Source organism: Corynebacterium nasorum (assembly GCF_032821635.1).
Lineage (GTDB): Bacteria > Actinomycetota > Actinomycetes > Mycobacteriales > Mycobacteriaceae > Corynebacterium > Corynebacterium kefirresidentii.
In genome coordinates, this window is record NZ_JAVBIE010000008.1 from 1 (window position 1) to 26,195 (window position 26,195).

Consider the following 26,195-nt stretch of genomic DNA (forward strand, 5'->3'; position numbering starts at 1 on the left):
GCCGACGGCACTCCTGGTGCAATCTTTCAGCTCCTGACGTCTTTGAAGCCGAGAATTCAGCTACACTGACTAGAGCAGCATAGCTAACCCCCGACGTGTCCACTTTCCGGGGGTCAGGCCCACCGCCTCAGCGCCCTGGGCAACAACAGAGCCCGCTGCCAAAGCCACAGCCAGCAAAGGAGACAATCCCTCAGCAGCCTTCACAGCCTTGCGCACAGCCTCATCAGCGCCCAAGGAAGCCAACTCGCCAATGAGCTTGCCACCACGCTCAGTGACAGCGTCAAAGTGCTTCGCCAGCTCATCAAGCTCATCCTGTCGCAGCTCAGCCAAAGCCTCCAACACATGGCCAGGCAAAGCACCACCAGGCAGCTTCTTAACCACCTGTGCAATCGGTGCCGAAGCATTCAGCGTATCCAACGCCTCAGCAAAGTCACGGGCAACAGAACGAATCTCAGAAAGGTCAGAGACCTTCTCCAGACCAAGGTCCTTCAGCTGTCCCTCAAGCCCATCAACGAGCTCATCAGCCGCGGACTTAAAGTCGGCAACTTTCTTCAGCGGGTCCGGCTCATGAATAGCGGTATCGATATTCGCCTTGAGGGTATCCAGGACTTCCTGGCCGGTTTCAGCTTCATCCACCAGGGTAGAAATAGCCTTTTCAACTTCACTGCGAGTATCGTCACCCAGGTTCAGCAGTGCGCTAGAAACCTGGGTGAGTGCGTCTGCCATTTCGTGTGGAATAACGCCGGCCGATTCGAGGCGGTCCACGAGGTGGGTGGGGTTGAATTCGCCGTAGCTATCGCGGTCAGTGTACTTGTATTCCATTACTTTTCCTCCTTGGTGTCCTCGTTGAATGCGCGCAGAATGTTGATGAGGGCAGCACCGATTGGCTGGGCGGAGGAACCAATGCCGGTGACCAAGTCCGTGAGCTTCTTGCGGTCAGCCTCGGGAAGAGCGTCAAACTTGCTTACTAGTTCTGGGAAGCCATCGCCCGGGGTGATTCCGTCGAACAGCTTCTTAGCGTACGAAGAACCAACGAAATCATCCACAGCGGCACCAACCTTGCCGGCGTGGTCTGCTAGTTCTTTCACATGTTCTGCGGCCTTGTCGGGGAGAGCTTCAGCATCGCCGAACTGTTCGGCCACGAGGTCATGTAGGCGAGTCTGTGCGTCTTCGATGCCCTTGATAGCTGAAGGAACGCCAGTGCCTGGGAAGACCAATGGTCCGCCGAGAATCTGCTTGAGGTCATCGGCAAGGGTCTTGGCGTCCTTGACAGTGCGCCCCAGCATGGAGACCTGCTGCGGAATGGATTCGGAAATCTTGTCGATGATGGTATTGAAATTAGAGAACATGCCGGTGAGAGAATCAGCAGTGTCCTTTTCCACGCCGCCTTCCTGCTGCAGGTCGCGGATGGAGTTAGTGATCTGAGAAAGCAGGCTGTCGTTGTTGGCCATGAAATATTCCCCCAAAATGTAGTGTTTAAAATTACCCGAATAGGTGAGTGTTTAGATGATTCCGCCGGTTAGGTCATCAATGGTTTGACGTCCGCCGGAGCCGGTAAGCAGGTCTACAACTGCTTGGGCCCAACGGTTGTGACGATTCAGCGGAGTAAACGGTAGTGCTTCCACGTCCTTAATCAGCGTGGCGGCGTCTTTGCCTTCCAACAGGTCGGAAATCAGCTGCAGCAAATCGTCCACGCCGTTAAGCGGTGCCAGGTGCGTAGTGAGCTTTTCGATGAAATCAAGGTTCAATCCGCCCTTACCGTCAATGAGCGAGTAGAAAAGACCCGCAACCAAATCCGGCGAGATTGGCAGACCATCGAGGGCATTACGGACAATGTCTTCAATTTCTGCCAGGGACACAACCGGTAGCCCATCATCTGGGAAGCGGTCATCGTCATCCTTCTTGACGTTGCGGCGGTCAATGTAGGTGTAGAGGTTGTTTCCGTTTTCATCCGGGAAGCACTCAATCGTGGCGTCGAAGCCTACGACCTCACCTCGCGAGAACACCTGGTCGTCGAGCTCGGTGACGCGACCATTCGGGATGAACAAGCGTCCCTTCAGGTCTTCGCCGCCGTGAATGTCAAAGATGAATGAGCGGTACGGAGTTTCCGTAGCGTTGTCAATCATCTGGACTGCTCGTCCATCATGACGGGAACGGAAGTTGCCTTCGCCCATTACGGCGGTAGCAACGTGAGAATTGACAATCTCGTGGAACTTGCACTTGATTTGCACCGAGTGGTTGGACTGCAACACTGCCATGGTGTCACCATTCCAGTCCACAACCTTTTCGGTATCACGGTCGACAGTCTTGGTTAGTCCGTCTTCGCTGATGTAGCCAGCTGGGCTGAACTTGTTGACAGTTGGTAGTGCAGCCACCCTGACAGACGCAGAGTGTGGTGTCTGTAGCGGGTTGATGCCCGCCATGCCAATCCATGCGGCGCCGCCGCTTTTGACCTCGGGCGCGCCGACAACAATGTTTTGTCGCATACGTGACATGCGAATTCCCCCAAATTTTTTACCCCGAGTAACCACCCCAAGCAGAGCAGTTACCACATACTATACATGAAAAATACTTAACTTAGCGCTGTCCACAATGTGCCCGCGCCCTGCCAACGAATAGCAGAAGGCCTATCCGGGTCAGGGAAAATATATGGGTCGGTATCAGTATCCCAATCCAAAATATCCCCCTCAGCACGGTAAGAGACCTCCATACCCTCCAGACAGGCGGACAGTAAGTCCACGCAGTACTCATCGTCGGTGCCGTAGACCTGCAGCATGATGCGAGTGCGGTCCGTAACCGGTGTCTCTCGGTCAGGAGCAGCAGCATCAACCCGAACCATAGGACCAACAAACCCATCCGGAACCTTGGTAGCTACATGCACTCCGTCGAACTCGGAGCCTTTAAGCCACCGCTTTAAGCATGAGACAACAATCGCAGATGGATGCCGCATTACTTAATCTCCCTTCTTCGGTGACTTCGAGGCGACCGGGTAGGCGCCTACAGCCTTTTGCAAAGCATTATGCTTCTTCTCGTGCCCGTAGGCCTCCCAGTCATACGGAGTCGGCACGATAAGCGCACGCCACCTACGATGACCAGGTTCCGCTTCCTTGACGACGTAGTGCTCGCCGACCTTCGACCGGAACTCCTCGGCTTTGTTATCAACCAGTTGCTTAGTTTCCGATGATTCCTTGAGCACGCGGTTAAAAAACTGGTGATTCATCTTGAACTTAAAGTTGTCAGCCACGCTCTACCCCCTCAAAAATACGCAGCTTATACTCCGCCAAGCCCGGGTCCCACCACGGCCCATGCGTGAAATCATGGCCGCCATCGGCAACCACGAAATCCACACCACCGAGTTGAACTAAATCACCGGCATGCACATCACCTGGAAGCGCAAACAACGCACCGGCCCAATCCACGCGCCGAATATCCTTATCATCCGGACCAGATTCCGGGGAATCGCTAATAGACCAACCAGCAGCCCGAATATTCTTTGGCTTACCCCACCTAGTTGCTGGATTACCGAAAGAATCTTCCCCCGAATCCTCACGACGGCGAACCTGCACATTGTAGGGGAGTGGGTACCCCGACTTAGTAGAGCGAGACCGTGAACGCGCCACGACGACCACCCCTAACCGAGCGCAGCATACGCTTATCCTCAGCCGTTAAGAAAACGCCGCCAGCATTCGAATTCGACCCGAAACTCTGACTCGTCGAAAACGGACCCGCAGTAAACGACTGAGACTCAGCACCCACAGGAGCAGACGACAAGCCACGAGAGACAGCGCGGGCAGCCACACGAGCACACACCACACGAACCGCCGCCGGAACTGACTCATCAAAATGCTTACCCAAATAAGCATCAATAGCAACCATGGCTTCATCAACCATCGCCGAAATAAGACGTTTATCGTCCTTATCCGCCTCAATGGTTAAACGGTCAGTAACGTCGTCAATCGTGCAATATGTGTCCACGTGAACCCCCAAACTGGACTACTTAGCGCTACGGCCAGCCTTCTTCGTCGAACCAGGCTTAACCACGTGAGCAACCATGGCCATATTCGGATTCGTCAGAATCGGCTGAACAGCACAATTAGCACGAACCCAATACGCCATCGGGTCGTTCTCACGCCAAGCGCCCACCGCAATCTGACCAGCGCCAGATAGGTTGTACTCCGGAGAGTTCATCTCCACCGTCTGGCCCCACACGGTATAGCCCAGCAGACCAGACTGAGTCTCCGGCGGCAGGAAGTACAGCGTATTCTCATCGAGAATTCGGCGCGCAGCCTTACCATCACGCACAGAACGAGAATACGACGTAATGCCCGGAAGTCCCTGGTCCTGCAGCACAGCGTTAATAGCGCCGGAGGAGACTCGAGCCAGCTCGCCGGTGGTATTCGCCGCATCGCGGAACTGCTTATTCGTCTGCAGCTTCTGGATAACCTTCGGCGAGGCAATAATGGTGCCCGGCTTGGTACCGTTGGCATCCTCATAGGCCATAGCCCACGAGATGATGTCTTCCAGGGCGCCGGAGTCCTGGTCATCCCAGTGCTTCTTCGGGGTGACCTCGAATTCCTCATCGCGGCCAATGCCGGCGTCGACGATGGCGCCATTTTCGATATAGCGCACACGGCCAGTAGTGAGAACGTCACCGCGGGCGACCTCGACGCGGTTAGCAACTGCGCGGACAACCGTCTCGGTGGCCTTGGTCATGTCATCTTCCTGGAACTGGGAATCACCCTGGTGGAAGCTACGCAGCTGGTCCATCTCGTTGATGCGGACCTTCTGACCAATCAGAGGCATCTGCATCATGGCCTTCTGGCCGCCGCCCATGGAGCCAATCGGCGTCTCAGCGTCTGCAGAGCGCACCTCAGCCAGGCGTCCGGTGTCCTGCTCGGTCATCCAGCTGAAGACCGTATCGTTTATCAGCTGGTCTGGGAAGTAAGCTGACAGGGAACCACCGGCGGCCTGCAGGTCGTTCAGGTAGTGGTTTGCGTAGATAGTCAGGTCCTCAGGCGAGAGGACCTCGTTCCAAATTTGCGTAGAACCCATGATTAATCCTCCCGTACGTCGCCGATGGCATCGAAGTTGGTGGAGCCATCCTCATTCCACAAGGAACCGTTCGGTTCGTGCACGAATGTGAACTCTGCATGGTCGCAATCTGCGATGTTCACGCGGTTGTTGGAATCCGGAAGGCGGTCAATGCGAACACGGCCGTGCCAGACAATCGGCACAACCTCGCCTGGATTATTGTCCTGGTCCGTCAGCAGAAACCCGTCCACGGACTGCGTCTTTGACGTCACTGGCACCCAGTAGTCGCCTTCGCGGTGCAAGGCGGTGCCAGAGGGCAGGACGGACGTGCGAATATGGGTAGTCTTCTCGCCCAGCGTGCCGGTTTCGGCGTTATCTACTGCGTGGCGAGAGCCCAGCCACGACAGGTCGCTGGGAGAGTAACGGTCAAATTCTGGCCGAAAGTGCATAATATCCCCCGATGATGTGATGAATGCGGACTACGCCCCCTGGCGCTTTTTACGCCTTTGCCACAGCTCCTCACCCCGAGAAATGCCCTGATTAGGTGATTCCCAGGTAAGTCGCGACGATGTAGGGGCGGCGGGGGAGTGCTTACCGATGAGGTCTTTAAGCGTGGATTCAAAATCGTCATCGTCAGCGTCGAGCTTATCGACAGCTGCGCAGAAGCTTTTCGAATCGAATAGTTGCTCTACGTCGCCGCCGAGTTCCGCGATGTGGATAATCAAATCACGATTGTGCTGAGCATCTTCAACTTGCCTATGGGCCGTAGAGAGCTCGGATTGTAGGTCTTTAATCGTGGATTCGAGTTTCTCTTTATCCGCGGTAAGCTGCTCAACTTGCGCTAATGATTTTTCCGCCCGGGTTTCCCACGTGCGAGAGTGGGACCGCATGTCCTCGTACTTTTTACGGTAGTCGGGTGGTGCGGTTTCGGATTCAGCCTTTGCGGCGTTGGTGGCAGCATCCACGCTGGTGGTGTCCTTTTCGGACTTGTCAGTGCGTGCGTCCTCGTGCGGCACAGTCTCCCCCTAAATGTTCAGTTTGTGGACTACGGCCTCATTCATCCCTTCCGGATACAAACCGTAACCACCCAAAATAATAGCACACGTGTTCATTTGCTCAGGTCACCCACCTGGCGCATAACCTTCAGCACAGCATCCGGATTCGTGCTGTCAACTTCTTCCAGGGCCTTTTTATAAATCTTTTGCGCTCTAATCGTCGATTCTGGAAGCTCAACATGGCCGCGTTTACGGCATATCACAAGGCACCGGCAATGGTCATGAAAGTGAGCACCGGAATACCCACCACCAGCAGTAGACCGGGACGTGTAATCAAAACCGCGAGAGGCCAAAAGGGTGCAAAACGCACATGCCCCAGGATGCGCAACGCGAGCCCACGAACCCCCGCCTTTCCACGCCGTATGCTCAGTGTTTTTACGCTGCCTGGAATACAATTCATCAGCGACGATAAACCCCATCGAATTCAACGTGCGATTGTAACCTTGCTCCTCAAAAAACAGCGGTGCGAAATCATGTGCCATCCGGGCTTCAACCTGCTGGGAATCCACTCGCTGAGGTTTCCATTCCACCGGCCGCATTCCCATGTAGTCTTCCTGTTCTTCTAGCCACGCCATTGTGGCGTCGGAGACGGCGGTGCCGTAGGAGTCGATGGTTTCGCGCACCATTTGCCGGAGGAGTTCTTTTTGTCGGTAAGGGTCCGCCGTCAAGTCCGGTATCACGAGGGCGCGTGAGTTGAGGTCCGTAATGGCCTGGCGGGCGATGGAGTCGACGACGGGTGTGATTGAGGACCAAGGCCGTTGTGGGTCTACCGCGTTCATCTAGCGTTCCTGCCTGGCGTCGTCGCTGGCGTTTTCACGCGGTGACGGTGCCACCTTTTCGGAGTTTTGGTGTGGCGATTCGGTATTTTCTTGGTCTTGAGGTGTCGAGGCCTGTAGCACCTTTGCCAGTTGTGATAGGCGTTTACTGCGGTTTTCCTGCTCGATTTGGAGTCGGTCGGCGGCTGAAAAATGCAGGTTCTTCAGCAGTACTTCGGAATCAGGTGCGAGTACTCCGGAAGTTAGTAGTTTTAGAGCCCAATCAGCATCAGCGGCCTTGGACGCAGTAGCCGGGTCACGCCAATCCACTTCGAGCCCGTCGACGAGGTCCTCAATGCCGACGTCCTGGTCGAGGTCAGACACCTGCACTAGCACGCGGGCCAGCTCCAGCAAATCCGGATTCATTAATTCCGTCTTAATTTCAGAGGCGCGAATCAGTTGCTCTTTCCACACACGAATCGAGTCACCCGAGGGCGGATTTTCCGTCATGAAACCAAAATACTGTGCAGGAATCTTCGACTCAGAAGCGATCAACTGAGAATAGGCACGTACCTGCTCGATAAATGGAGTAGGAGGAGACGACGCGAATTGTCCGACGCTGGGCTGCTTGGGGTCGTCTTCATCGCCGTTGATGACAAGCATCTTGCCGATAGAGGTACGCCAGCCCATTTCAACGCGGTCGAACTCCGTCATGCCTTCCGGGTCGTATCCGAAGTCCTCGGGTGAGGCGCCGGTGGCCCAGCGTTGAGGAGAAGCATAAAACTCGGAATTGTACTCCATGTTTTCCAAAGTACGGGCGGCAGCGTCGGTAAGATACCGCACGGCTGGTGTTATTTCTGACTGTCCAGACCAATGCGAAGTGCGCAGGCGATTGCGCAGTCTGAACATCGGGAACCCGCCTCCAGGAACGTCGAAACGCTCCACTGAGCGCACCGTGCCCATGTCGGTTGAGTCTTTGGAAATAACGATGACTTCGCCCTGCAGGTAGAGTACTTCGCGGTACACGCCGTCGGAATTAACCCCAGAGCGGCGGTACCCGGCCACTGGCCCGTTTGTGGCGTCATCCCACAGCAGTGAGCCAGATAAGGGCGATACTGACCGCAGGCGGAATACGCCGTGTGGGTCGGGCTCTACAGCTAGTAGACCCAGACCGAAAATCAACATGTCCAAGATAGCTTCAGAGACTCGAAGCGGAACATTGAACCGACGTGTGACTAGCCGCATCTGCTCGCCATAGTCAGGCGAGATGAACCCATCCATGCGTAGCAAATCACCGTAGGTATCCACTACGGTTGCCGGCCATCCGGAAACAACCCCAATATCCGACAATGTACGAGGCACAGCCACGCCAATGCGCTGCACACGATGCGTCCCATCATAGTATGACGCCAGCTGCTTATTACCCTGCCGGTGTCCTGTGACTTCGGTATTTAAGACTCCTAGAATGTCTTCTTCATTTTGCGTTAGCCCCCGAATCATAAAACGAATGACCCCCTCTTCTTCTTCGGCTTTGACACCCCTCGAGACACAGCATCCAAGTAGCACTTATAGGCCATGACTGCTGCATACGCTGCGTCAATTTTATCAGCAGACTCCGGTGACGACTTATAAAGCAAATATCCAGTACGTGTTTCCCTGCGCTTCGCGTTCAACAAGTGTGCGCGCAAATACGGTCCACCGTCGTAGGTAATGTCGCGGTTGACTACCGCCTGCCTAAACTCGCTTAGTGATTGGTACACCGCGGCACTTTTACCCCGCGGCCACGCCATCAACGGATGCGACGAGGTGGCCTTAACCTTTAGCTTCGGGGCGAATTCTGCTTCCCACGCTGAAACATGCTCAGTCCAGCCGGATGGGTCGCAGTACATGCCGACGACACGGTAACGAGAAAAGCAGTCGCGCACTACTGCATCAACCTGCCGCGTATCTGGCTCCCAGTCCGGGTCGCGTGGGTTCTTCGACTGCCACACCGCAACTTCGAACAGATGCCCGTCTGTTACGCGCATGCCAATCAGCGCGGTCGCATCCGCATTACCACGCACACGGCCTCTTGACCCGTCAAAGCCCAACACAATCTTGTCTCCTGGCTGTACAGCCTTATCCCTATCCTCAATGGCATCTACCTCGAGGTGGGAGAGGAAAGAATCGGACGAAGAGACAATCTGATTAAGGTAAAACTGTCGCGCATCGGAAGGGTCGGTCGATGGGTCCCAAATCTCGGTAATGATGCGCTCAATATCCACCCAGCCACCATTATCTTTAGCCGAGTCGCCATAAGCATGTACCAGACCGCGGTAAAGGGAATCATGGTCAGCTAAGTCCGTGTCATCAGGGGCTTCTCTGTGGTCTACTAGAATCGTTTCTCGCTTAAGCCGCCCCTGCTGCTGCAGTTCGAGGGCTTTAAAGGTTTCCTCAGCAACTGAGCCGCTGCCGGGCCTATAGGCGTTAGGGGTCTCGATAGAATGGCCGCCTAGCTTGCCTGTGTTGCGGCGTAGCACTGCAGCTAGCTTCACACCACCGTTGCTCTGAGTCCACGCCTCGGTCTGGTCGGCGGAAAACCACACAGGCCGTCCGCCCTCCTTTGACAATGCGCCCGCGGTAATGAATTCTATGCGGCCTTTAGGAAGAGCAACAAACGTCTCCATGGGGTCAATGTCATAATTTCGCATAGCTGGACCATCTCGAAGCATTTCTAGCAATGGTCCATAGGCATTCTTGGATTGGTCTTCGTTGACCGCGGCAAACTGTACTTTTGGTGTGGTGAATTCAGACCATGGAACTCCCACGGGCTGCCCTGATGCATCCCACCCGCCGAAGCACACTGGTCCTAGTGCTTCGAGCGCGCCAATAGCGCCCATAATTGGCGACTTACCCCAGCCTTTGGGGCGGGAGAGAATCCCGCGTGTATAGACACGTTGTCCAGTTTCAGGGTCGAGCTTGTAGTAGCGAAGAATAAAACGAGCCTGCTCAGGCGTGAGCACCAGGGGCTGGTACTCGGCGCAGTCTGGCTGGGCGAGGTTTTCTTCAATCCACGCTAAACATTCCCAACCTAGTGAGGGGAATTCTCCGGGCTCTCGGGGTTTAAAAGGCATGGGTTTAGTCCACCGCCTTCAAGCTACGGTAGCGGCCGCGTACGTCTGCTGCAGCGCGGGAAGCGCGGCGCTTATCTTCAGCTTCGTCTGCGGTGGCCATGGTGATGCGGTGGCGGGCAAGACTGTCAGGCGTAATGCCGTATTGGGCGAGCTGCAGGCGGCGTTCAGGACCGAGTTTAGTATCGCCGCGGTTGTAGGCGTCATCAAGAATCATGGTGCGTGCTAAATCAAGCCACTGAGTTTCTTGGAGGCCTTGAGTCTTCAATGGTGGAAATTCGGACAAGGTGGCCCAGAAGCGGAGTGTTTGGTTTGTCCAGGGCTCGTCTGTGGCGGGGTTGGTAGGGCCGTAGATGTCGGTGAGTTTGGGCTGCGGTACGAAAGTGACAACGATTTCTCGTTGTTCGATGTTTTGTTGGTTTCTTCTCGCACGTGATTTTGGATTCTTCGGTGCGGGACCGCGTCCTGCCATTATTTCCCCCAAATCTTTCGGCTATTGTTAGCTATCTAGTTCTATTATAGTGTGCTATACTTCTTGGTGGCAGCTGCCGTTCGGGGGAGATGGCTCCGGGTCGATTTTCGGCTCGGAGCCATTTTTATGTGTGTGGGAAGTTGCTGGTGTAAGTGGTTTTTGACGGTGTGTTTTGGGGCGAAAACGTGACGACATTTTGACGACATTTTGACGACATAAGCCACTGGAAACGGCTGGAAACGACTGGAAACGGCTGGAAGCCAAAAAATGAGAAACCCCCTCTCACCAGCGTTTTTGCTGGTAGAGGGGGACATGAAAAAGCTTCCCCACCAGGACTCGAACCTAGAATGACGGTACCAAAAACCGTAGTGTTGCCGATTACACCATGGGGAAACACAGCAAATTGCTGTAGGCATAGCGTACCTGACGCACCCGGGTAAATCACAAATTGCGGGGCGGGGGATAGGGTAGAAGGTATGGCTCGACAAAGGATGACCGGCCGAGAACGGCGCGAACAACTCATTTCCATCGGACGCACCGCATTTGCGGAACTAGGGTTTGAAGGGGCCAGTGTCGAAGAGATCGCGGCTCGCGCCGGGGTATCCAAGCCCGTTGTCTATGAGCACTTTGGGGGTAAGGAAGGCCTCTATGCGGTCGTTGTTGACCGCGAGATGTTGGCACTGGAAAAGGTCATTACTGATTCTTTGGAAAACGGCAGCTGGCGCGAGCGCATCGAGCAGGCCGTGATGGCCATCTTGACCTATGTTGAGGAAGAAACCGATGGATTTCTCATTCTGGTGCGCGATGCCAAGCCGGGCGATGAACGCAGTTTCTCCACGCTGTTAAATTCCGCGGTAGGCCAGGTGTCTTATATTTTGCGAGAAGCGTTTGAACACCGTGGTATCCAGCCGGATTTGGCGGATATTTATGGCCAAGCGCTGGTAGGAATGGTATCTACCACGGCGCAATGGTGGTTAGATGAGCGCAACCCGGACAAGGAAGTCGTCGCCACGCATATTGTCAATCTATGCTGGAATGGTTTGTCCGGTATGGAACTAAAGCCCAAGCTAGGAGGCAAATAGATGGCGACCCCAATGCTGGCCGGCTTGCTCAAGGTAGCAGCCTCGGACCCCAAGCTTAAGGGCATGATTTCTCATGTGGGGGAAGACCTCCACATCACAGGTTTGGATCAGTCTCGGCCGTGGGCCTTGGGAACTTTGGCCCATCACGCCCCGGTGCTGGTGGTGACCGCCACCAGCCGCGAGGCGGAAGACCTTAGCGCAGAGCTTACGGCGATGCTGGGGGAAAAGGTGGCCATGTTTCCGGCATGGGAGACACTGCCGCACGAGCGTTTGAGCCCTGGCGTCGACATCATCGGCCGCCGCGCCCAGGTTTTGCACAACTTGGACAATGCGCAGGTCATCGTCACCGCTGCCCGCGGGCTGTCCCAGCCTATCCTCAAGGAAGTGGAAGGTCGTGCTCCCATTCACCTCGAAGAAGACCATGAGTATGACTTCGATGAGGTGGTCCGTGAGCTTGAGTTCCGCGCCTATAAACACGTAGACATGGTGGCCAAGCGCGGCGAGTACGCCACCCGAGGTGGCATTATCGATATTTTCCCCACCACGTTGGACTATCCGGTCCGCGTTGAGTTTTGGGGCGATGAGATTACCGATATCCGCCAATTTTCCGTAGCTGACCAGCGCACCATCCCGGAAATCGAGGTCGGCCGCGTAGATATTTTCCCTGCCCGCGAGCTTCCTATTACGGATGCTATTGCTCAGCGTGCGGCCGACCTTGCCGTCAAGCACCCCGGTAATCCCGCCTTGGTGGAGCTTTTGACCAAGGTGAGCGAGCACATTCCGGCCGAAGGCATGGAGGCGCTTTTGCCCGTGCTTTCCGACGCCCCCATGATCACCCTCCCCGAATTCCTCCGCCCCACCACTCACGTGGTGATGGTCGGCCCGGAAAAGATTCGTCGCCGCGTCGCGGATTTAGAAAAGACCGATGCTGAGTTCCTCGCCGCTGGCTGGGAAGCCGCGGCCATGGGTGCTGATGGCCCATTGGCCACCGAAGGACTCGATACCGAGGCCTCGAGCTACCGCTCCTATGAATCGCTCGAGGTTTCCATCGGCGAGTCCGACCTGCCGCTGTGGACTTTTTCCCCACCGGGAATGCTTGCCGCCCCAGAAGAAGAGACCCTCCCACTCGAATTCGAGCCAGGGCCCACCCCGCGCGGCAATATCGAAGAAATCGATGCCATGATGGCCCAACTCCTCGCGCATACCAACGCCGGGGGCCGTGCGGCCTTCATCGCTCCGGCACAGGGCGCTATCAAGCGCATGGTGGATCGCTTCGCGGAAAAGGGCATCCGCACTAAGGTTGCTACCCCTGGCTGGGAGCCCACCGCCGGAGAAGTCACCCTCTATCAGGCGCTAAGCCATGCTGGATTGGTGTTCCCCAAGGTGAAAAAGCCCAAGGACGCCGAGGCCCTCCCGCTGGTCGTCGTCACCGAAACCGATCTGACCGGCAACCGCGTAGGCGATATCGCCGAAGCGAAGCGGCGCCCCGCCAAGCGCCGCAATAAGGTCGATCCGCTTGCCCTAAAACAGGGCGATTTTGTGGTGCACGAAACCCACGGCATTGGCAAATTCTTAAAGATGGCCGAACGCACCATCCAGTCCGGCGATGAGACCAGCCGCCGCGAATATATCGTGCTCGAATACGCACCCTCGAAACGTGGCCAGCCCGCCGACCAGCTCTGGGTCCCCATGGACTCTCTGGATTTGCTGAGCAAGTACACCGGCGGCGAATCGCCCCACCTGTCTAAGATGGGCGGCTCCGATTGGAAGAACACCAAGAAGAAGGCGCGCGCCGCAGTACGCGAAATTGCGGGCGAACTCGTTGAGCTTTATGCCAAGCGACAAGCAGCACCCGGCCACCAATTCGCCCCTGACAATCCGTGGCAGGCGGAGATGGAGGATAATTTCCCCTTCGTCGAAACCGAAGACCAGATGCTTGCAATCGACGCCGTCAAACAGGACATGGAATCTACGGTGCCGATGGACCGCGTCGTCGTCGGCGATGTGGGCTATGGCAAGACCGAGGTGGCCATCCGCGCTGCTTTCAAGGCCGTACAAGACGGCATGCAGGTGGCCGTTTTGGTGCCTACCACGCTGTTGGCGCAGCAGCACTTTGATACTTTCAGCGAGCGCATGACCGGCTTCCCTGTCAAGATCGAGGTGCTCTCGCGCTTTACCTCGAAGAAAGAAGCCAAAGACATCTTTAAGGGATTGGCCGATGGCAGCGTCGATATCGTCGTTGGCACGCATCGCCTCCTGCAGACCGGTGTGCACTGGAAGAACCTTGGTCTCATCGTCGTAGACGAGGAGCAGCGCTTTGGTGTGGAGCACAAGGAACATATCAAGGCTCTTAAAGCCAGCGTGGACGTGCTCACCATGTCCGCTACACCTATTCCGCGCACCTTGGAGATGTCCATGGCGGGCATTCGCGAGATGTCTACCATCCTTACCCCGCCGGAAGACCGCCACCCCGTGCTGACCTACGTCGGTGCCTATGAAGACAAGCAGGTCGCCGCGGCCATCCGCCGCGAGCTGCTGCGCGATGGTCAAACCTTCTTCATCCACAATAAGGTCTCTGATATTGAAAAGAAGGCCCGCGAGCTGCGTGACTTGGTACCTGAGGCTCGCGTCGTCGTCGCGCACGGCCAGATGAACGAGGAAGTGCTGGAGCAGACCGTCCAAGGCTTCTGGGACCGCGAATATGATGTCCTTGTGTGTACCACCATCGTGGAAACCGGCCTGGACATTGCTAATGCCAATACCCTCATTGTGGAAAACGCCCACCATATGGGCCTGTCCCAGCTACACCAGTTGCGTGGGCGCGTGGGTCGTTCCCGTGAGCGCGGCTATGCCTACTTCCTGTATCCGAAGGGCGCTACGCTTACGGAAACCTCTTATGACCGCCTAGCCACCATCGCCCAGAACAACGACCTTGGTGCAGGCATGGCAGTAGCCATGAAGGATTTGGAGATGCGTGGTGCCGGTAACGTGCTCGGTGCCCAGCAGTCCGGCCACATTGCCGGCGTTGGCTTCGACCTTTACGTCCGCCTTGTTGGCGAGGCGGTAGAAACCTTCAAATCTCTCGCTCGCGGCGAAGCTCCTACCGTGACGGATGAGGGGCCAAAAGAAATCCGTATCGATCTCCCCGTGGACGCGCATATCCCGGAGGCTTATATCGATTCCGAGCGCCTGCGCCTAGAGGTCTACCGCAAGCTTGCAGCCTCGCAAGATGACGATGATCTCAAGGCCGTTATTGAGGAAATGGAAGACCGCTTTGGCCCGCTGCCACAGGAGGTCTTACGCTTACTGTCCGTCGCCCGCCTGCGTCACCAAGCGCGCCGCGCCGGGGTATCGGATATTACTGTGCAGGGCACTCGTATCAAGTTCCACCCAGTGGAGCTGCCGGATTCCAAGCAGGTGCGCCTCAAGCGTTTGTATCCAGGATCCAGCTTCCGCGCGGCGGCGAAGGCCATCAACGTGCCATTCCCCAAGGCGGGGCGCAATGTCACCTCGCCCAAGCTGCGCGACACGGAGCTTATTCAGTGGGCGGCGGACTTTTTGAGCGCGCTTTTCGATGTCGAATCGATCACCGTCACCGGCGAGAAATCCGCCGCAGGTAGCGTCATCAGCGTAGGGGAATAGCCACTACACCGTCGACTAGGAGCGCGCCGACGAGGACGTCGGCGCCCTTGTCGGCGCGCTTAGGAAAAATCGAGCCCGATGTCTAGCACGCGTACCGAGTGGGTAAGCGCGCCCACCGCAATATAGTCCACGCCAGAGGTTCCGTACTCGTCGGCTTGGTTGAGGGTTAATCCGCCGGAGGCCTCCAGGGCCGTGGATGGGCTGCGCGCGTCGCGGCGGTGGACGGCGGTGAGGACATCGGCAAGCGCGAAGTTATCCAGCAGCACCATATCCGGGTGCAGCGGGAGCACCTCTTCGAGCTGGTCCAAGGTATCGACCTCGACCTCGCAGGCAATGTCAGGGGTATGCTCGCGCACGCGGCGCAGGGCCGTTGCCACGCTGCCACCCACGGCGAGCACATGATTGTCCTTAATCATGGCGGCGTCGCCCAAGCCCATGCGGTGGTTCGCCCCGCCGCCGGCGCGCACGGCGTATTTCTGCAGCGCGCGCAGGCCAGGCAGGGTCTTGCGGGTATCGCGCACCTGGGCTTGCTTAACGCTATTCGGGGTCCCTGTGTCCGCTGCTGCTGCGATGGCATCGACCCAACGCCGGGTCTGCGTAGCGATGCCGCTTACGTGCGAGACCATATTGAGCATGGTGCGCTCAGCGGCCAGCACGAGGAGGGTAGGCGCCTGCACCGTGGCGATGACCTGGCCTGGGGCAACGCGGTCGCCGTCGGTGGAGTGGAGGGTGATGGTAGGGGCTGGGGCATCGGCAAGCGCGGAGCCCGCGGTATCCACGCCCCACTGGGCTAAGCGCTGGGCGGTGGCCTCAAGGACCTCTTCGATAAGGCCCAAGCCTGCGATGGTGCCGGCCTCGCGCGCGGTGAACTCCGCCGTGCAGCGGGCTTCACCCGGCACCGTGGCAAGCGAGGTGTAATCCGGCCCAAAGGCGAAATCCTCCTCCAGGGCCGTGGCAATGAGCGCGGAGCAGTCCGGCAGCAGCAGGCGCTCCATCTACTCGCCCCCGCCGGGGTTGCCAATGGAAATCATGGCCTCGAGGGACTTGCGTGCCGCATTCGCGATATCTTCAGGCACAGTGACCTCATCGGTCTCTTCTACCAGGCAGCGCTCAAGGGCCGCTGGGGTGATCATCTTCATGTACTTGCACTCGGCGTGGTCATTGACGGCCTGAAAATCGATGTCCGGCGCGGCCTGGCGCAGCTGGTGGAGCATGCCGGTCTCGGTAGCAACAAGCACCTTATTCTGCGGCTGCTTCTGGGACTGGGTGATCATCTGCCCGGTAGAAAGCATGTGCACGCGATCTTGTGCCACCAAGCCTTCGTTGGCCAGGTACAACGCGGAATTGGAGCACCCGCACTCCGGGTGGATATACAGGTCCGCGTCCGGGTTATTTTGGGTCTGTTGGGTTAGCTGCTGGGCGCTAATGCCGGCGTGTACGTGGCATTCGCCGGCCCAAATGCGGATATTTTCCCGGCCGGTCTTGCGTTTTACGTAGGCACCCAAGAACTGGTCGGGGCAGAAGAGGATTTCTTTATCCGCCGGCAGTGAGTTGACCACATCGACGGCATTGGAGGACGTACAGCAGACATCGGTGAGCGCCTTGACCTCTGCGGTGGTGTTGACGTAGCTGACTACCAGGGCATCGGGGTGCTCGGCCTTCCACTCGCGCAGCTCCTCGGCCGTGATGGAATCCGCCAGGGAACACCCCGCGCGCTCATCGGGGATGAGGACCTTCTTATGTGGCGACAGGATCTTGGCGGATTCCGCCATGAAGTGCACGCCGCAAAAGACGATGATATCTGCATCGGTTTCCGCCGCCTTGCGGGACAGCGCCAGGGAATCGCCGGTGTGGTGGGCAACGTCTTGAATCTCCGGGATCTGGTAATTATGCGCCAGAATCACCGCATTGCGTTGCTCCGCTAACTCTTTGATCCGCTCCGCCCAGGCCTTTCCTGCCGCGGGGTCCGAACCGGTATGAGTAGCAGATGGCATGACGCTAGCATTGGTTTGAGTCACAAGTGCTCCAAAGAAGTGATAGTCACAGGAATTAGTGGGGTGTTATAACCGTACTAAACTGTCTGTGCGCAAGACCACTTGCGATGGCGGGGTGAGGGTATCGACCTGGCCCGGCTGGCGGGGCAGGTGATTAGAGCTCCAGCGATCCTTGGGCGAGGCCGACCGCGGCGACGGTGGCGGCCACCAGCACCACGATGACGATTGACCACTCAAATCCATTAAAAAGCTTCTCGCGGCGCGATAGGCGGGTGAGCACGTACGGGATAATTCCCGGCACGACGGCGAGGGCGCCAAAGAGAATATAAACCGGGTCGGCGGCATAAATGAGCCACAGCGAGTACACGAAGGCCACCAGCGCGATGCCAAAGTGGCGCCGGTTTTCGCGTCTGGGAATATCCGGCCCAGAGAGATCGAACCGCGTTCCGGCGTGCGGGTGGGTCACACCCTTGCCCCGTATCGCTAGCAGCAGCAGATACAGCGAAGAGAAGATATAGGGCAGGAGGTACATGATGGTGGCGAGCTGCACCATCGCGGCATAAGAAGCCTCGTTGACGTAGAAGACGACGATGAAGATCTGGATGGCAGAGGTGGAAATCAGCTGGGCTACCCACGGGGCGCCGGCCACATTGATGGTGCCGATACGGCGGGGGATAAGGCCATCGATGGCCATCATGACGATGGGCTCAGCGCACAGCATTTGCCAGGAAACGTAGGCGCCGAGGACCGAGAGGCACAGGCCGATGGAAATCAGCGCGCCGCCCCAAGGGCCGACGACCTCTGTGAGCACCGAGGCCATGGAATTATCCGGCAGCGCGGCCAACTCCTCCTTCGTCATTACGCCAAAGCTCAACGTGGAAACCGAGACCAAGAGCGCCAGCACGGAGACGAAGCCAATGACGGTGGCGCGGCCAACATCGGTGCGCTTAGCGGCCTGCTTGGAATAGACGGAGGCGCCCTCAACACCGATAAAGACCCAGACTGTAAAGAGCATGATGCCTTGGACCTGCTCAAAGACGCTGGCCTCGGAAGCGCGTCCCCAGAAATCCACGGTGAATTTATCCCAGCTGAACCCGAGGAAAGCAATGAGCACCACGAAGGCCAGGATGGGCACGATCTTGGCAATCGTGGTGATGAGGTTCATGAAGGCGGCCTGCTTGATGCCGCGGGCGAGTACCGCGAAAATTCCCCACGACAAAAGGGAGACGGCGATGGCGGAGGACCAGTAATGGTCGGCGTCGAAAAGCGGCAGGTAATGGCCCAGCGTATTGAAAAAGAGGGTGGCATACCCCACCTGCGCCATAACGGAGCCCAGCCAGTAACCCCAGCCCGAGGTAAAACCAATAAAATCGCCGAGGCCGGCGCGCACATAGGAATAGACGCCAGAATCAAGGTGCGGCTTGCGGCGGGCCAAAATCTGGAACACAAAAGCCACGGAGAGCATGCCGACGCCCGCTACCAGCCAGCCAATGAGCATCGCGCCTGGGCCGGCAACGGAGGCAATGTTTTGCGGCAGCGAGAAAATACCCGCGCCAACGGTGGAACCGATAATGAGCGCGACGAGGGTCCACAACGTCACGGAGTGGGATTTATTCTGGCTGGAGGTCATTGGCCTAAAATACCTTGAATAGCCCCATAATGGGAACTCGGGCTAGACTTTGTGCACATGACTGTGCTGTTGCTCGATGAACGTTGGCCCACGATGATCCCCATGCAAGCACACGGGAAGCTACGCGGCCCCGTTTACTTCACCGGTGAAGTTCCCGTTTCCGTGCGGTGGAATTTTTCCGATCTCCTCGTAGGGGAAGATTCCATCGGAACCTTAGTCAGCACCGACGAATGTGATCCTGAAACCCGCGCTCGCATAGCTACTGGGGAGTCGGTCATTCGGGCCGAATCCCTCGCGGATCCTGTCATGCAGGCGCGCCAGACTATGGCCACTGCGCGGCGCATTGGTGAATGGGAGCGTGAACAAACCCATGCCTCCCTTTTGCCCTACCTTGAGGAAGAGTCCGCCGAATTCGCCGCGGCCGTGCGCAATCGTGAGCCGGAAAGCGAGATTCTCAAGGAGCTGGGCGATATCTTCCTGCAGATACTTTTCCATGCGGAAATCTCTGCCTTTTCGCTTGACGACGTCGCCCAGAGCTTCGTCACCAAAATGCGCGCCCGCGCCCCTTACCTTTTTGATGGCACGGCTGAGATAGTCGATGTTGACACGCAAGAGCGGCTGTGGCGCGCCGGCAAGGAGATGTAGGATAGCTTCCCATGAAGAGGCTGCTGCAGATATTCGGGGGCTGCGGGGTAGCCGTAGTCGTGATCATCGCGCTAGTAGCATGGCTATTGACTGGGCACGGTACTTCTCAGCAGCCCGTACCTGAAAACATCCCGCCCGTTGAAGGTAAAGAGGTCGCGCACATTGACGTCAATGCGCCCGGACGCACCGCAGATAAACTCACCTACTGGGCCTCTGACTTAGCTGATCGCACTGGCATCCCGCCGGCCGCCCTGCGTGCCTATGGCAATGCTGAGCTCATTGCTCAGCAAAAGTGGCCCAATTGCCACCTGCGTTGGAATACCCTTGCCGGCTTGGGCTATGTAGAAACACGCCACGGTACCTATAACGGCAATTGGTTTAAGCACTCCAAGCTTGACGACGCCGGCTACCCCCAACCCCCCATCAACGGCATCGCCCTCGATGGCCTGAACAACACGGCCCACACCCCAGACACCGATAACGGCGAAATCGATGGAGACTCCGAATACGATCGCGCCGTAGGCCCAATGCAATTTATCCCCACCACGTGGGAAGCGGTGGGCGCTGATGCCAATGGTGATGGGAAGGCTGATCCCAACCAAATCGATGACGCCGCTGTTGGGGCGGCCGGACTTTTGTGCTTCGGTGACAGAGATCTCTCTAATCCAGATCAATGGAAGGAAGCAATCCTAAATTACAATCAGTCCAGCGACTATTTACATAAGGTTGCGCACGCCGCCAATGCTTACTCAGTTCCACAAAGTGCCAAGTAGTGTCACACGGCAACGTTTTCTGCAACAATTGAGAACGTGGCTGGGCCGGCTGGTCCAGAGCGAACATTTTGATGAGGAGTGAAGAACAGCATGGCTGATATCATCCACACTTTCGCCCGCGAGATTCTCGATTCCCGTGGCAACCCAACCGTTGAGGCAGAGGTATTCCTTGACGATGGCGCCCGCGGCGTAGCAGGCGTTCCTTCCGGTGCCTCTACCGGCGTGCACGAGGCCCATGAGCTGCGCGACGGCGGCGAGCGCTACCTGGGCAAGGGTGTTTTGAAGGCTGTTGAGAATATCAATGAGAAGATTTCCGATGAGATTGCTGGCTTCGAAGCTGACGATCAGCGCCTCATTGACCAAGCATTGATTAGGCTGGACGGTACCGATAACAAGTCTGAGCTGGGCGCTAACGCTATCCTGGGCGTTTCCATCGCCGTAGCCAAGGCCGCCGCAGAGTCCGCTGCACTGCCGCTGTACCGCTACATCGGTGGCCCCAATGCTCACGTACTGCCAGTGCCGATGATGAATATCCTCAACGGTGGCGCACACGCTGACTCCGGCGTTGACGTCCAGGAATTCATGATTGCCCCGATTGGTGCTGAGTCCTTCGCTGAAGCTCTGCGCATGGGTGCCGAGGTCTACCACGCACTGAAGGCAGTGCTGAAGGACAAGGGCCTGTCTACTGGTCTGGGTGACGAGGGTGGCTTCGCTCCTTCCGTTGATTCCACCAAGGCTGCTCTGGACGTCATCGTTGACGCCATTAAGAAGGCTGGCTACGAGCCGGGCAAGGACGTAGCCCTCGCGCTCGATGTTGCTTCCTCCGAGTTCTTCAAGGACGGTAAGTACCACTTCGAAGGCGGCGAGCATACCGCTGAAGAAATGTCCAAGGTTTATGAGGAACTCATCGATGAGTACCCGATTGTCTCCATCGAGGATCCTCTGCAAGAAGACGATTGGGACGGCTACACCGCCCTTACCACCGCCATTGGCGAAAAGGTACAGATTGTTGGCGATGACTTCTTCGTTACCAACCCTGCCCGTCTGCAGGAAGGTATTGAGAAGAAGGCTGCCAACGCACTGCTGGTGAAGGTAAACCAAATCGGTACCCTGACCGAGACCTTCGATGCCGTCGAGCTGGCTCACCGCAATGGCTACCGCACCATGATGTCCCACCGCTCCGGTGAAACCGAGGACACCACCATCGCTGATCTGGCTGTCGCACTGAATTGTGGTCAGATCAAGACCGGTGCTCCAGCCCGCTCCGAGCGCGTAGCTAAGTACAACCAGCTGCTGCGCATCGAGCAGGAGCTGGGCGACGGCGCAGTCTATGCTGGCCGCTCCGCATTCCCACGCTTTAAGGCTTAATCGCCTCCTTGTGTAGCGCCCTCGTATTACTGCGGGGGCGCTTTCGCATGTCCAGATATTGTTGCCAAGTTTGCTTCCAATTCACGGTGCGCGGTGCCAAAGGTCCTTGGGCGCGATCAATCTCGAAGGTGCCGTCCGAAAAGAGCCAGACGACGTCCCCAGTGATCGGATCCATGATGTACCGCGCTCTTCCATCGGTCTTCACGTTGTGGTGGTGCTGACACAGCGTTACCAAATTATCGACGCTCGTCGGTCCACCGTCGGCATACTCCACTCGATGATCGAGCTGGCAATAATGCGCTGGCATTGAGCACCCTGGCCAGCGACATGTGGCATCGCGACCGTGGACCCATGTTCTGATTTGTTCGGTGGGAACGTAAGAAGAAGTTTCTTGCGGGCACAGCTCACGAGTCATGGAGTAACTATTTAATTGCTCCGTAAGTACGCACCACCCCGCCGAAGGGATATACACCCGAGATGCATCATCGCCAGATGCATAAGTATTAATTACTACCTTTGTCTGGGTTCGGTTAAAGATTAACGCCTCCAAAGCCTCTGGTTTGGTGATGTTTTTCTTTCGCGCTGCTTTGTCGATATGGCGGGATATAGCGCTGGCGGTGGCTTTATCCGTTTTTAATGTGATGGTGGCTTGGCCTTTGGAATAGGAGATGGAAACGGATCGCTCGATTTCCTTTTCAATATCTGGCATGAGTATCCTGTCGATATAGTCACGCAAGAACCTCCGGATTTCGGATTCTGTGGGGACATGCTGAGCAGGTTCCTTTGGGGTAAGGAAGTCCGCGAGGGCGGCATCGACTAGTTGGATGCTTTCTGCGTCGTCGCCAAGCGGGGCAAGTTCGGCATCAATTACGTGCAGCCGCGGGAGGTCTAGGATCCAATGTTCGGTTTGCACCGCTGTGGTCAATGGCAATTCCTGCATGCGTAGGTGGGAGCGGAGCGCGGATAGAACTCGCCAGTAACTCAGACCCACACGCTTAGATAGAGCGGCGGTGGTGCATTCGACATCGTCCTCTAATCGTGGAAGCACAGATTGGTACAACTGCCAAGATTGAATGCGCTGGAGCAAGGCCAGGAGGCAGACGGTGTCGTCGAGGTTATTGGTGGAAAAATAGGCCTTCTTTGACGGTGTGTCGGTAGCTGTCACAAAATAGTCCCCCTGAAATAAATCGCACACCTAATCGAATTTACGTCCCTTAGTCTAAAACACTCATTCGAGTCCTGCAAGGCCAAAAGCGAAATTGTGTGCGAAATTGCAGGGGAGGGCTAGAGGCTGAAGATAGCGTCAGCGACTGCTTCGAGTTCTTTATCGGTGTATTTATCACCGCATGTTGCCAGAGAGCCAACACTGGCCATGTATAGGCTGAATAGCCTGTCTTCAGGAGGGGCATCGGCTGATATATCAAGCGCTTCGTAGGCGGGGGCGTATTTCTGATCAAACTCTTCGGGCTTGGCGGCAAGCTCCGCAAGTGCGCCTTCGCCATGGGTTAGCAAATACTTGGCGTCGTCCAGGATCTGATCATTGTTGCAAGCAACAGCACCCGCCTTCTTCAGGGTCGTGGCATTGACCTCGTAGCTGGTGGGGCCTTCTTCGGCCTCGGAAGCTCCGGAGGCGAACACATTCAAATAGTAGTCCGGAATCGTCCCATGCTCTTTGATGTGGTAGATGAAGCCGCTCTTGGTATTGAGATCGTAGCTTCTGCTTGTGGTGGTGGGAACCTCGCTGCTGGTAGTGCTGTTGGGCGTGGAGGATTTAGTCTGGGCGGTAGATTCTTCCTCTTGGTCGGAAATGCTGCAGGCGCTCAGTAGAGTGCCGACGGCTACTAGTAGAAGAAGGCGCTTGAGGGGCATGACTATTCCTTAAGTGAGGGGAATATGATTCGAGCCTTTAGCTCGTGTGCATGGACGCCGCGACCTTTTCCAGTTCTTCATCGCTGAACTCATCGCCACAGGACATAACAGCCCCCAGCGGGGTCATCGCTGCGGCCATATACTTGTCATTATCAGGTGCGTCATCGGGGATGTCGAGGGCCTCAAAAACGTCACCATATTTTTCATCGGGTCCGCCTGCTGACGTTACAGCTTTACCTAGCTTGTCCGTATCGCCTTGGAAGAAGTCCTTTGCGATTTGCAGCAGTTCGTCATTCTTACAGGTAACTTCGCCGGCCTTCTTGACGGACGCTGCGTTGGCTTCAAAGCTCTCCGGCTTATCGTTCCCGTCTAGCTCCTTAGCATCGTGGTCGATGTAATCATCTGGCAGGGTCTTATATTCCTTGAGGTAGTCGGCCATGCCGTCTTGGGTGCTTAGATCGTAATCGTCGCCGTAGACGGGATACTCACCGTCTTGGGCAGAGGGACTGCAGCTGGCGAGAAATAGGCTTGCGGTAAGTACGGGTAGGAGGCGCTTGAGGGACATAAAAATTCCTTACTGGGAGGGAGAATTTCTTTTAGTGTACCCAAAATGCGCGTGCCAAGTCTCTGTTACAGGAGTGACGACGCTAGGATTGGAAACCTATGGCACGCGAAAGAAAGATGCAGCGAAACCGGAGCCGCACTAGGGTTCCGGTAGCCTCGCGTGCTGCAGATGTCCGTAAAGCTCAGCACGCACAACTAAAGCAGAAGCAAAAGCCAGACCGGATGAGTATCGCCGGAGTAGGCGTGATCGTGGCTATCGTGCTGGTTGTATTGCTGGTTATCGCTGTTCCCCTGCGCAATTACTATCATGGCCGGTCCGAAATTGCCCGCTTGAATGAGTCAATCGCTGCCAAGCAAGATGAAAAAGCTGCTTTGCTGGAAAAGATTGATAAATTTAAATCCGATGAGTACATCAAGCAGGAGGCGCGGCGCCGATTCGGGGTTGTTGATGAGGGCGAAACTGCCTATCGCATCATTGACCCGCAGATTAAGCCGGAAGACCAGCTCACCACAGACGGTCAGAAGGAAGAAGATTCCCGCGACTGGTATGAGGTCTTGTGGGATTCCGTGGCTGAACCCCCTAAAGAAGAAGCGCCATCCGAGCAGGTAAATCATCTTCCGATTGAGCCGGCACCGGAAGAGAAAGCGGATGTGCGATAATTGTCCGCATGACCGTCACTGATGCAGACATCGCTGTAGTAACTGAGCAATTGGGCCGCACTCCGCGCGGAGTGCTGGAGGTTTCTTATCGCACGCCAGATGGCCAGCCTGCGGTGATTAAGACAGCACCCAAGCTTGCCGACGGCACTCCATTCCCCACCCTCTATTACCTCACTGACCCACGGCTTACGGCCGAAGCTTCGCGCTTGGAAGTTGCCCACGTCATGAAGTGGATGGAATCCCGACTGCGTGAGGATGAGGACTTGGCTGCTGATTACCAGCGTGCACATGAATACTTTTTGTCCAAGCGCAATGACATCGAAGATCTCGGCACCGATTTCTCCGGTGGAGGTATGCCGGATCGCGTGAAGTGCCTGCACGTGCTCATTGCCTACGCCCTGGCTGAGGGGCCGCAGCATTTCCGGTTGGGAACTGAAGCGGTAGCTATGGCCGCCGACCATGGCAAGCTTCGAGGAAGCGCTATCCCCCAGGATTGGCCCACGGTAGAAGATTTGGGAATTGACCTAGCGCAGTTCGATTTTTCTAACGCGGAATAGGAGGAATGCTATGACTCGCGTTGCTGCGATTGATTGCGGAACAAATTCGATTCGCCTGCTCATCTCTGAAGTTCAAGATGATGGCAAGGTCCGCGATATTACTCGTACGATGGAAATCATCCGTCTGGGAGAGGGCGTGGACGCCACAGGTGAAATCGCCCCTGCGGCTCTTGACCGTGCACGCGTGGCCCTGGAGGGCTATGTTCGCCAAATGAAGTTTGAAAAGGTCTCCCGGGTGCGGATGGTCGCTACCTCTGCTACTCGCGATGCCAAGAATCAGCAGGAATTCTTCGATATGACCGCTGATCTGCTCGGCCAAATCCAGCCAGGTGCTCAGGCAGAAGTTGTTTCGGGTGAGGAAGAGGCCCTGTTGTCCTTTAATGGCGCTGTGGCCGATTTAGAGCCGGACCGCGGTCCATTTTGCGTGATTGATCTGGGCGGCGGCTCGACTGAGTTCGTTGTAGGAACGGCGGATGGCGAAATCTTGGGTACTCATTCGGCGCGCATGGGGTGCGTCAGGCTGACCGAGCGCATCATGCGCACCGATCCACCTACCGAATCGGAGATCGAGATCGCTTCGGAGTACGTCGGTGAGCGAACAGCCGAGGTCGAGGACATAGTACCTATTTCTAAGGCTCGTACCATCGTCGGCTGTGCGGGCACTTTCACCACACTGTCCGCACTGGCGCAAGGCCTCGAGCGTTACGATGCCGATGCCATTCACGGCTCTGAGCTCCGTTTCGGTGCCCTGCGCGTGCTCTTGCAGCAGCTTATTGCCCTGCCTTCCGACGTCCGCGCCCTCAACCCCGTCATTCACCCCGGCCGTGCCGATGTCATCGGCGGTGGGGCAGTAGCCGTGGAAGGTATCATGCAACTAATCGAGCGAAATTGCGCTGCGCGTAGTTTCTTCATTAGTGAAAAGGACATTCTCGACGGCATTATTGCAGGTCTCGCTGCAGAGGGTACCCCTCGTTAACTCTTGCGGGGG

Annotated in this window: 28 protein-coding genes; 8 read left to right on the forward strand and 20 right to left on the reverse strand. The window is 56.7% G+C overall.

Going from position 1 to position 26,195, the window contains the following annotated elements; genetic code table 11:
* Positions 1-69 precede the first annotated feature (69 nt).
* The 14 genes from RAE07_RS07580 to RAE07_RS07645 all read right to left on the reverse strand — a co-directional run bounded on the left by RAE07_RS07580 (position 70) and on the right by RAE07_RS07645 (position 10,423).
* Positions 70-822 carry a hypothetical protein gene (locus tag RAE07_RS07580; RefSeq protein WP_317001663.1) on the reverse strand — a complete coding sequence of 251 codons (753 nt, stop codon included), beginning with the start codon at positions 820-822 and terminating at the stop codon, positions 70-72.
* Positions 822-1,451, reverse strand: a complete 630-nt coding sequence (locus tag RAE07_RS07585; RefSeq protein WP_317001664.1) for a hypothetical protein — start codon at positions 1,449-1,451, stop codon at positions 822-824. Before RAE07_RS07585 ends, RAE07_RS07580 begins: the two co-directional genes overlap by 1 nt.
* 51 nt (positions 1,452-1,502) lie before the next feature.
* Positions 1,503-2,495 (reverse strand): phage tail tube protein, encoded by a 993-nt coding sequence (locus tag RAE07_RS07590; protein WP_317001665.1) that lies wholly within the window; start codon positions 2,493-2,495, stop codon positions 1,503-1,505.
* 77 nt (positions 2,496-2,572) lie between these two features.
* Complete coding sequence (locus RAE07_RS07595; RefSeq protein ID WP_284816925.1) at positions 2,573-2,950, reverse strand: hypothetical protein; 378 nt, start codon at positions 2,948-2,950, stop codon at positions 2,573-2,575.
* A 3-nt stretch (positions 2,951-2,953) separates the two neighbouring features.
* Positions 2,954-3,244, reverse strand: coding sequence for a hypothetical protein (locus RAE07_RS07600; protein WP_259825038.1), 291 nt, complete (start codon positions 3,242-3,244; stop codon positions 2,954-2,956).
* Positions 3,237-3,566, reverse strand: coding sequence for a hypothetical protein (locus RAE07_RS07605; protein ID WP_284816929.1), 330 nt, complete (start codon positions 3,564-3,566; stop codon positions 3,237-3,239). Before RAE07_RS07605 ends, RAE07_RS07600 begins: the two co-directional genes overlap by 8 nt.
* Positions 3,567-3,591: 25 nt before the next feature.
* Positions 3,592-3,975 (reverse strand): Gp19/Gp15/Gp42 family protein, encoded by a 384-nt coding sequence (locus RAE07_RS07610; protein ID WP_284816930.1) that lies wholly within the window; start codon positions 3,973-3,975, stop codon positions 3,592-3,594.
* 18 nt (positions 3,976-3,993) lie between these two features.
* Complete coding sequence (locus RAE07_RS07615) at positions 3,994-5,052, reverse strand: major capsid protein (protein ID WP_317001666.1); 1,059 nt, start codon at positions 5,050-5,052, stop codon at positions 3,994-3,996.
* A gap of 2 nt (positions 5,053-5,054) precedes the next feature.
* Positions 5,055-5,480, reverse strand: a complete 426-nt coding sequence (locus RAE07_RS07620; protein WP_317001667.1) for a hypothetical protein — start codon at positions 5,478-5,480, stop codon at positions 5,055-5,057.
* Positions 5,481-5,510: 30 nt separating this feature from the next.
* Positions 5,511-6,047, reverse strand: coding sequence for a hypothetical protein (locus RAE07_RS07625; protein ID WP_317001668.1), 537 nt, complete (start codon positions 6,045-6,047; stop codon positions 5,511-5,513).
* A gap of 92 nt (positions 6,048-6,139) precedes the next feature.
* Entirely contained in the window at positions 6,140-6,865 is a 726-nt protein-coding gene (locus RAE07_RS07630; protein ID WP_269966434.1) for a VG15 protein, read from the reverse strand.
* Entirely contained in the window at positions 6,866-8,341 is a 1,476-nt protein-coding gene (locus tag RAE07_RS07635; RefSeq protein WP_369075970.1) for a phage portal protein, read from the reverse strand.
* On the reverse strand, positions 8,338-9,954 hold the full coding sequence (locus RAE07_RS07640) for a terminase large subunit domain-containing protein (RefSeq protein WP_317001670.1): 1,617 nt from the start codon (positions 9,952-9,954) through the stop codon (positions 8,338-8,340). The genes RAE07_RS07635 and RAE07_RS07640 overlap by 4 nt, the downstream gene beginning before the upstream one ends.
* A gap of 4 nt (positions 9,955-9,958) precedes the next feature.
* Positions 9,959-10,423 carry a phage terminase small subunit gene (locus tag RAE07_RS07645; RefSeq protein ID WP_317001671.1) on the reverse strand — a complete coding sequence of 155 codons (465 nt, stop codon included), beginning with the start codon at positions 10,421-10,423 and terminating at the stop codon, positions 9,959-9,961.
* A 476-nt stretch (positions 10,424-10,899) separates the two neighbouring features.
* Between RAE07_RS07645 and RAE07_RS07650 the strand changes: the two genes are divergently transcribed.
* Positions 10,900-11,505: a TetR family transcriptional regulator gene (locus tag RAE07_RS07650; protein ID WP_316328588.1), complete on the forward strand. Its 606-nt coding sequence runs from the start codon at positions 10,900-10,902 to the stop codon at positions 11,503-11,505.
* Entirely contained in the window at positions 11,506-15,147 is a 3,642-nt protein-coding gene (mfd, locus tag RAE07_RS07655) for a transcription-repair coupling factor (protein ID WP_317001672.1), read from the forward strand.
* 59 nt (positions 15,148-15,206) lie between these two features.
* Here mfd and nadC read toward each other — a convergent pair whose 3' ends face one another.
* From nadC to RAE07_RS07670, 3 genes are all read right to left on the reverse strand, one after another.
* The gene (gene nadC, locus RAE07_RS07660; RefSeq protein WP_316328586.1) at positions 15,207-16,142 is read right to left on the reverse strand and encodes a carboxylating nicotinate-nucleotide diphosphorylase; all 936 of its coding nucleotides are present in this window, start codon (positions 16,140-16,142) and stop codon (positions 15,207-15,209) included.
* Positions 16,143-17,165: a quinolinate synthase NadA gene (gene nadA / locus RAE07_RS07665; protein WP_023021913.1), complete on the reverse strand. Its 1,023-nt coding sequence runs from the start codon at positions 17,163-17,165 to the stop codon at positions 16,143-16,145.
* 130 nt (positions 17,166-17,295) lie between these two features.
* Complete coding sequence (locus tag RAE07_RS07670; RefSeq protein ID WP_023021912.1) at positions 17,296-18,771, reverse strand: amino acid permease; 1,476 nt, start codon at positions 18,769-18,771, stop codon at positions 17,296-17,298.
* Between the two features lie 57 nt (positions 18,772-18,828).
* On the opposite strand from RAE07_RS07670, the gene RAE07_RS07675 reads away from it, so the two are divergent.
* The 3 genes from RAE07_RS07675 to eno all read left to right on the forward strand — a co-directional run bounded on the left by RAE07_RS07675 (position 18,829) and on the right by eno (position 21,557).
* Positions 18,829-19,416 (forward strand): MazG nucleotide pyrophosphohydrolase domain-containing protein, encoded by a 588-nt coding sequence (locus tag RAE07_RS07675; RefSeq protein ID WP_248099067.1) that lies wholly within the window; start codon positions 18,829-18,831, stop codon positions 19,414-19,416.
* An 11-nt stretch (positions 19,417-19,427) separates the two neighbouring features.
* On the forward strand, positions 19,428-20,189 hold the full coding sequence (locus RAE07_RS07680) for a lytic transglycosylase domain-containing protein (RefSeq protein ID WP_049361510.1): 762 nt from the start codon (positions 19,428-19,430) through the stop codon (positions 20,187-20,189).
* 90 nt (positions 20,190-20,279) lie between these two features.
* A complete protein-coding gene (eno, locus tag RAE07_RS07685) occupies positions 20,280-21,557 on the forward strand; it encodes a phosphopyruvate hydratase (protein ID WP_239205311.1) in 1,278 nt (425 codons plus the stop codon).
* On the opposite strand, the gene RAE07_RS07690 is transcribed toward eno, so the two are convergent.
* The 3 genes from RAE07_RS07690 to RAE07_RS07700 all read right to left on the reverse strand — a co-directional run bounded on the left by RAE07_RS07690 (position 21,547) and on the right by RAE07_RS07700 (position 23,991).
* Positions 21,547-22,722 carry an HNH endonuclease signature motif containing protein gene (locus RAE07_RS07690; protein ID WP_317001673.1) on the reverse strand — a complete coding sequence of 392 codons (1,176 nt, stop codon included), beginning with the start codon at positions 22,720-22,722 and terminating at the stop codon, positions 21,547-21,549. The two genes, eno and RAE07_RS07690, sit on opposite strands and share 11 nt — an antisense overlap.
* 119 nt (positions 22,723-22,841) lie before the next feature.
* On the reverse strand, positions 22,842-23,426 hold the full coding sequence (locus tag RAE07_RS07695) for a hypothetical protein (RefSeq protein WP_200287846.1): 585 nt from the start codon (positions 23,424-23,426) through the stop codon (positions 22,842-22,844).
* A 37-nt stretch (positions 23,427-23,463) separates the two neighbouring features.
* The gene (locus RAE07_RS07700; protein WP_023021906.1) at positions 23,464-23,991 is read right to left on the reverse strand and encodes a hypothetical protein; all 528 of its coding nucleotides are present in this window, start codon (positions 23,989-23,991) and stop codon (positions 23,464-23,466) included.
* A gap of 98 nt (positions 23,992-24,089) precedes the next feature.
* On the opposite strand from RAE07_RS07700, the gene RAE07_RS07705 reads away from it, so the two are divergent.
* The 3 genes from RAE07_RS07705 to RAE07_RS07715 are packed head-to-tail and all read left to right on the forward strand — an operon-like array spanning position 24,090 to position 26,183.
* Positions 24,090-24,650 (forward strand): FtsB family cell division protein, encoded by a 561-nt coding sequence (locus tag RAE07_RS07705; RefSeq protein WP_316328584.1) that lies wholly within the window; start codon positions 24,090-24,092, stop codon positions 24,648-24,650.
* Between the two features lie 8 nt (positions 24,651-24,658).
* On the forward strand, positions 24,659-25,207 hold the full coding sequence (locus tag RAE07_RS07710) for a DUF501 domain-containing protein (protein WP_259824428.1): 549 nt from the start codon (positions 24,659-24,661) through the stop codon (positions 25,205-25,207).
* 10 nt (positions 25,208-25,217) lie between these two features.
* Positions 25,218-26,183, forward strand: coding sequence for a Ppx/GppA phosphatase family protein (locus RAE07_RS07715; RefSeq protein WP_239205316.1), 966 nt, complete (start codon positions 25,218-25,220; stop codon positions 26,181-26,183).
* The last annotated feature ends 12 nt before the right edge of the window (positions 26,184-26,195 follow it).

What these genes read in the sequence shown, in the direction of transcription:
- RAE07_RS07580 (WP_317001663.1), bottom strand. Translation starts at nt 822, where the DNA reads ATGGAATACAAGTACACTGACCGCGATAGCTACGGCGAATTCAACCCC.
- RAE07_RS07635 (WP_369075970.1), bottom strand. Translation starts at nt 8,341, where the DNA reads ATGATTCGGGGGCTAACGCAAAATGAAGAAGACATTCTAGGAGTCTTA.
- RAE07_RS07680 (WP_049361510.1), top strand. Translation starts at nt 19,428, where the DNA reads ATGAAGAGGCTGCTGCAGATATTCGGGGGCTGCGGGGTAGCCGTAGTC.
- RAE07_RS07695 (WP_200287846.1), bottom strand. Translation starts at nt 23,426, where the DNA reads ATGCCCCTCAAGCGCCTTCTTCTACTAGTAGCCGTCGGCACTCTACTG.
- RAE07_RS07585 (WP_317001664.1), bottom strand. Translation starts at nt 1,451, where the DNA reads ATGGCCAACAACGACAGCCTGCTTTCTCAGATCACTAACTCCATCCGC.
- RAE07_RS07630 (WP_269966434.1), bottom strand. Translation starts at nt 6,865, where the DNA reads ATGAACGCGGTAGACCCACAACGGCCTTGGTCCTCAATCACACCCGTC.
- RAE07_RS07650 (WP_316328588.1), top strand. Translation starts at nt 10,900, where the DNA reads ATGGCTCGACAAAGGATGACCGGCCGAGAACGGCGCGAACAACTCATT.
- nadC (WP_316328586.1), bottom strand. Translation starts at nt 16,142, where the DNA reads ATGGAGCGCCTGCTGCTGCCGGACTGCTCCGCGCTCATTGCCACGGCC.
- RAE07_RS07645 (WP_317001671.1), bottom strand. Translation starts at nt 10,423, where the DNA reads ATGGCAGGACGCGGTCCCGCACCGAAGAATCCAAAATCACGTGCGAGA.
- eno (WP_239205311.1), top strand. Translation starts at nt 20,280, where the DNA reads ATGGCTGATATCATCCACACTTTCGCCCGCGAGATTCTCGATTCCCGT.
- RAE07_RS07700 (WP_023021906.1), bottom strand. Translation starts at nt 23,991, where the DNA reads ATGTCCCTCAAGCGCCTCCTACCCGTACTTACCGCAAGCCTATTTCTC.
- RAE07_RS07705 (WP_316328584.1), top strand. Translation starts at nt 24,090, where the DNA reads ATGGCACGCGAAAGAAAGATGCAGCGAAACCGGAGCCGCACTAGGGTT.
- RAE07_RS07675 (WP_248099067.1), top strand. Translation starts at nt 18,829, where the DNA reads ATGACTGTGCTGTTGCTCGATGAACGTTGGCCCACGATGATCCCCATG.
- RAE07_RS07620 (WP_317001667.1), bottom strand. Translation starts at nt 5,480, where the DNA reads ATGCACTTTCGGCCAGAATTTGACCGTTACTCTCCCAGCGACCTGTCG.
- RAE07_RS07670 (WP_023021912.1), bottom strand. Translation starts at nt 18,771, where the DNA reads ATGACCTCCAGCCAGAATAAATCCCACTCCGTGACGTTGTGGACCCTC.
- RAE07_RS07710 (WP_259824428.1), top strand. Translation starts at nt 24,659, where the DNA reads ATGACCGTCACTGATGCAGACATCGCTGTAGTAACTGAGCAATTGGGC.
- mfd (WP_317001672.1), top strand. Translation starts at nt 11,506, where the DNA reads ATGGCGACCCCAATGCTGGCCGGCTTGCTCAAGGTAGCAGCCTCGGAC.
- RAE07_RS07715 (WP_239205316.1), top strand. Translation starts at nt 25,218, where the DNA reads ATGACTCGCGTTGCTGCGATTGATTGCGGAACAAATTCGATTCGCCTG.
- RAE07_RS07640 (WP_317001670.1), bottom strand. Translation starts at nt 9,954, where the DNA reads ATGCCTTTTAAACCCCGAGAGCCCGGAGAATTCCCCTCACTAGGTTGG.
- RAE07_RS07595 (WP_284816925.1), bottom strand. Translation starts at nt 2,950, where the DNA reads ATGCGGCATCCATCTGCGATTGTTGTCTCATGCTTAAAGCGGTGGCTT.
- RAE07_RS07590 (WP_317001665.1), bottom strand. Translation starts at nt 2,495, where the DNA reads ATGTCACGTATGCGACAAAACATTGTTGTCGGCGCGCCCGAGGTCAAA.
- RAE07_RS07615 (WP_317001666.1), bottom strand. Translation starts at nt 5,052, where the DNA reads ATGGGTTCTACGCAAATTTGGAACGAGGTCCTCTCGCCTGAGGACCTG.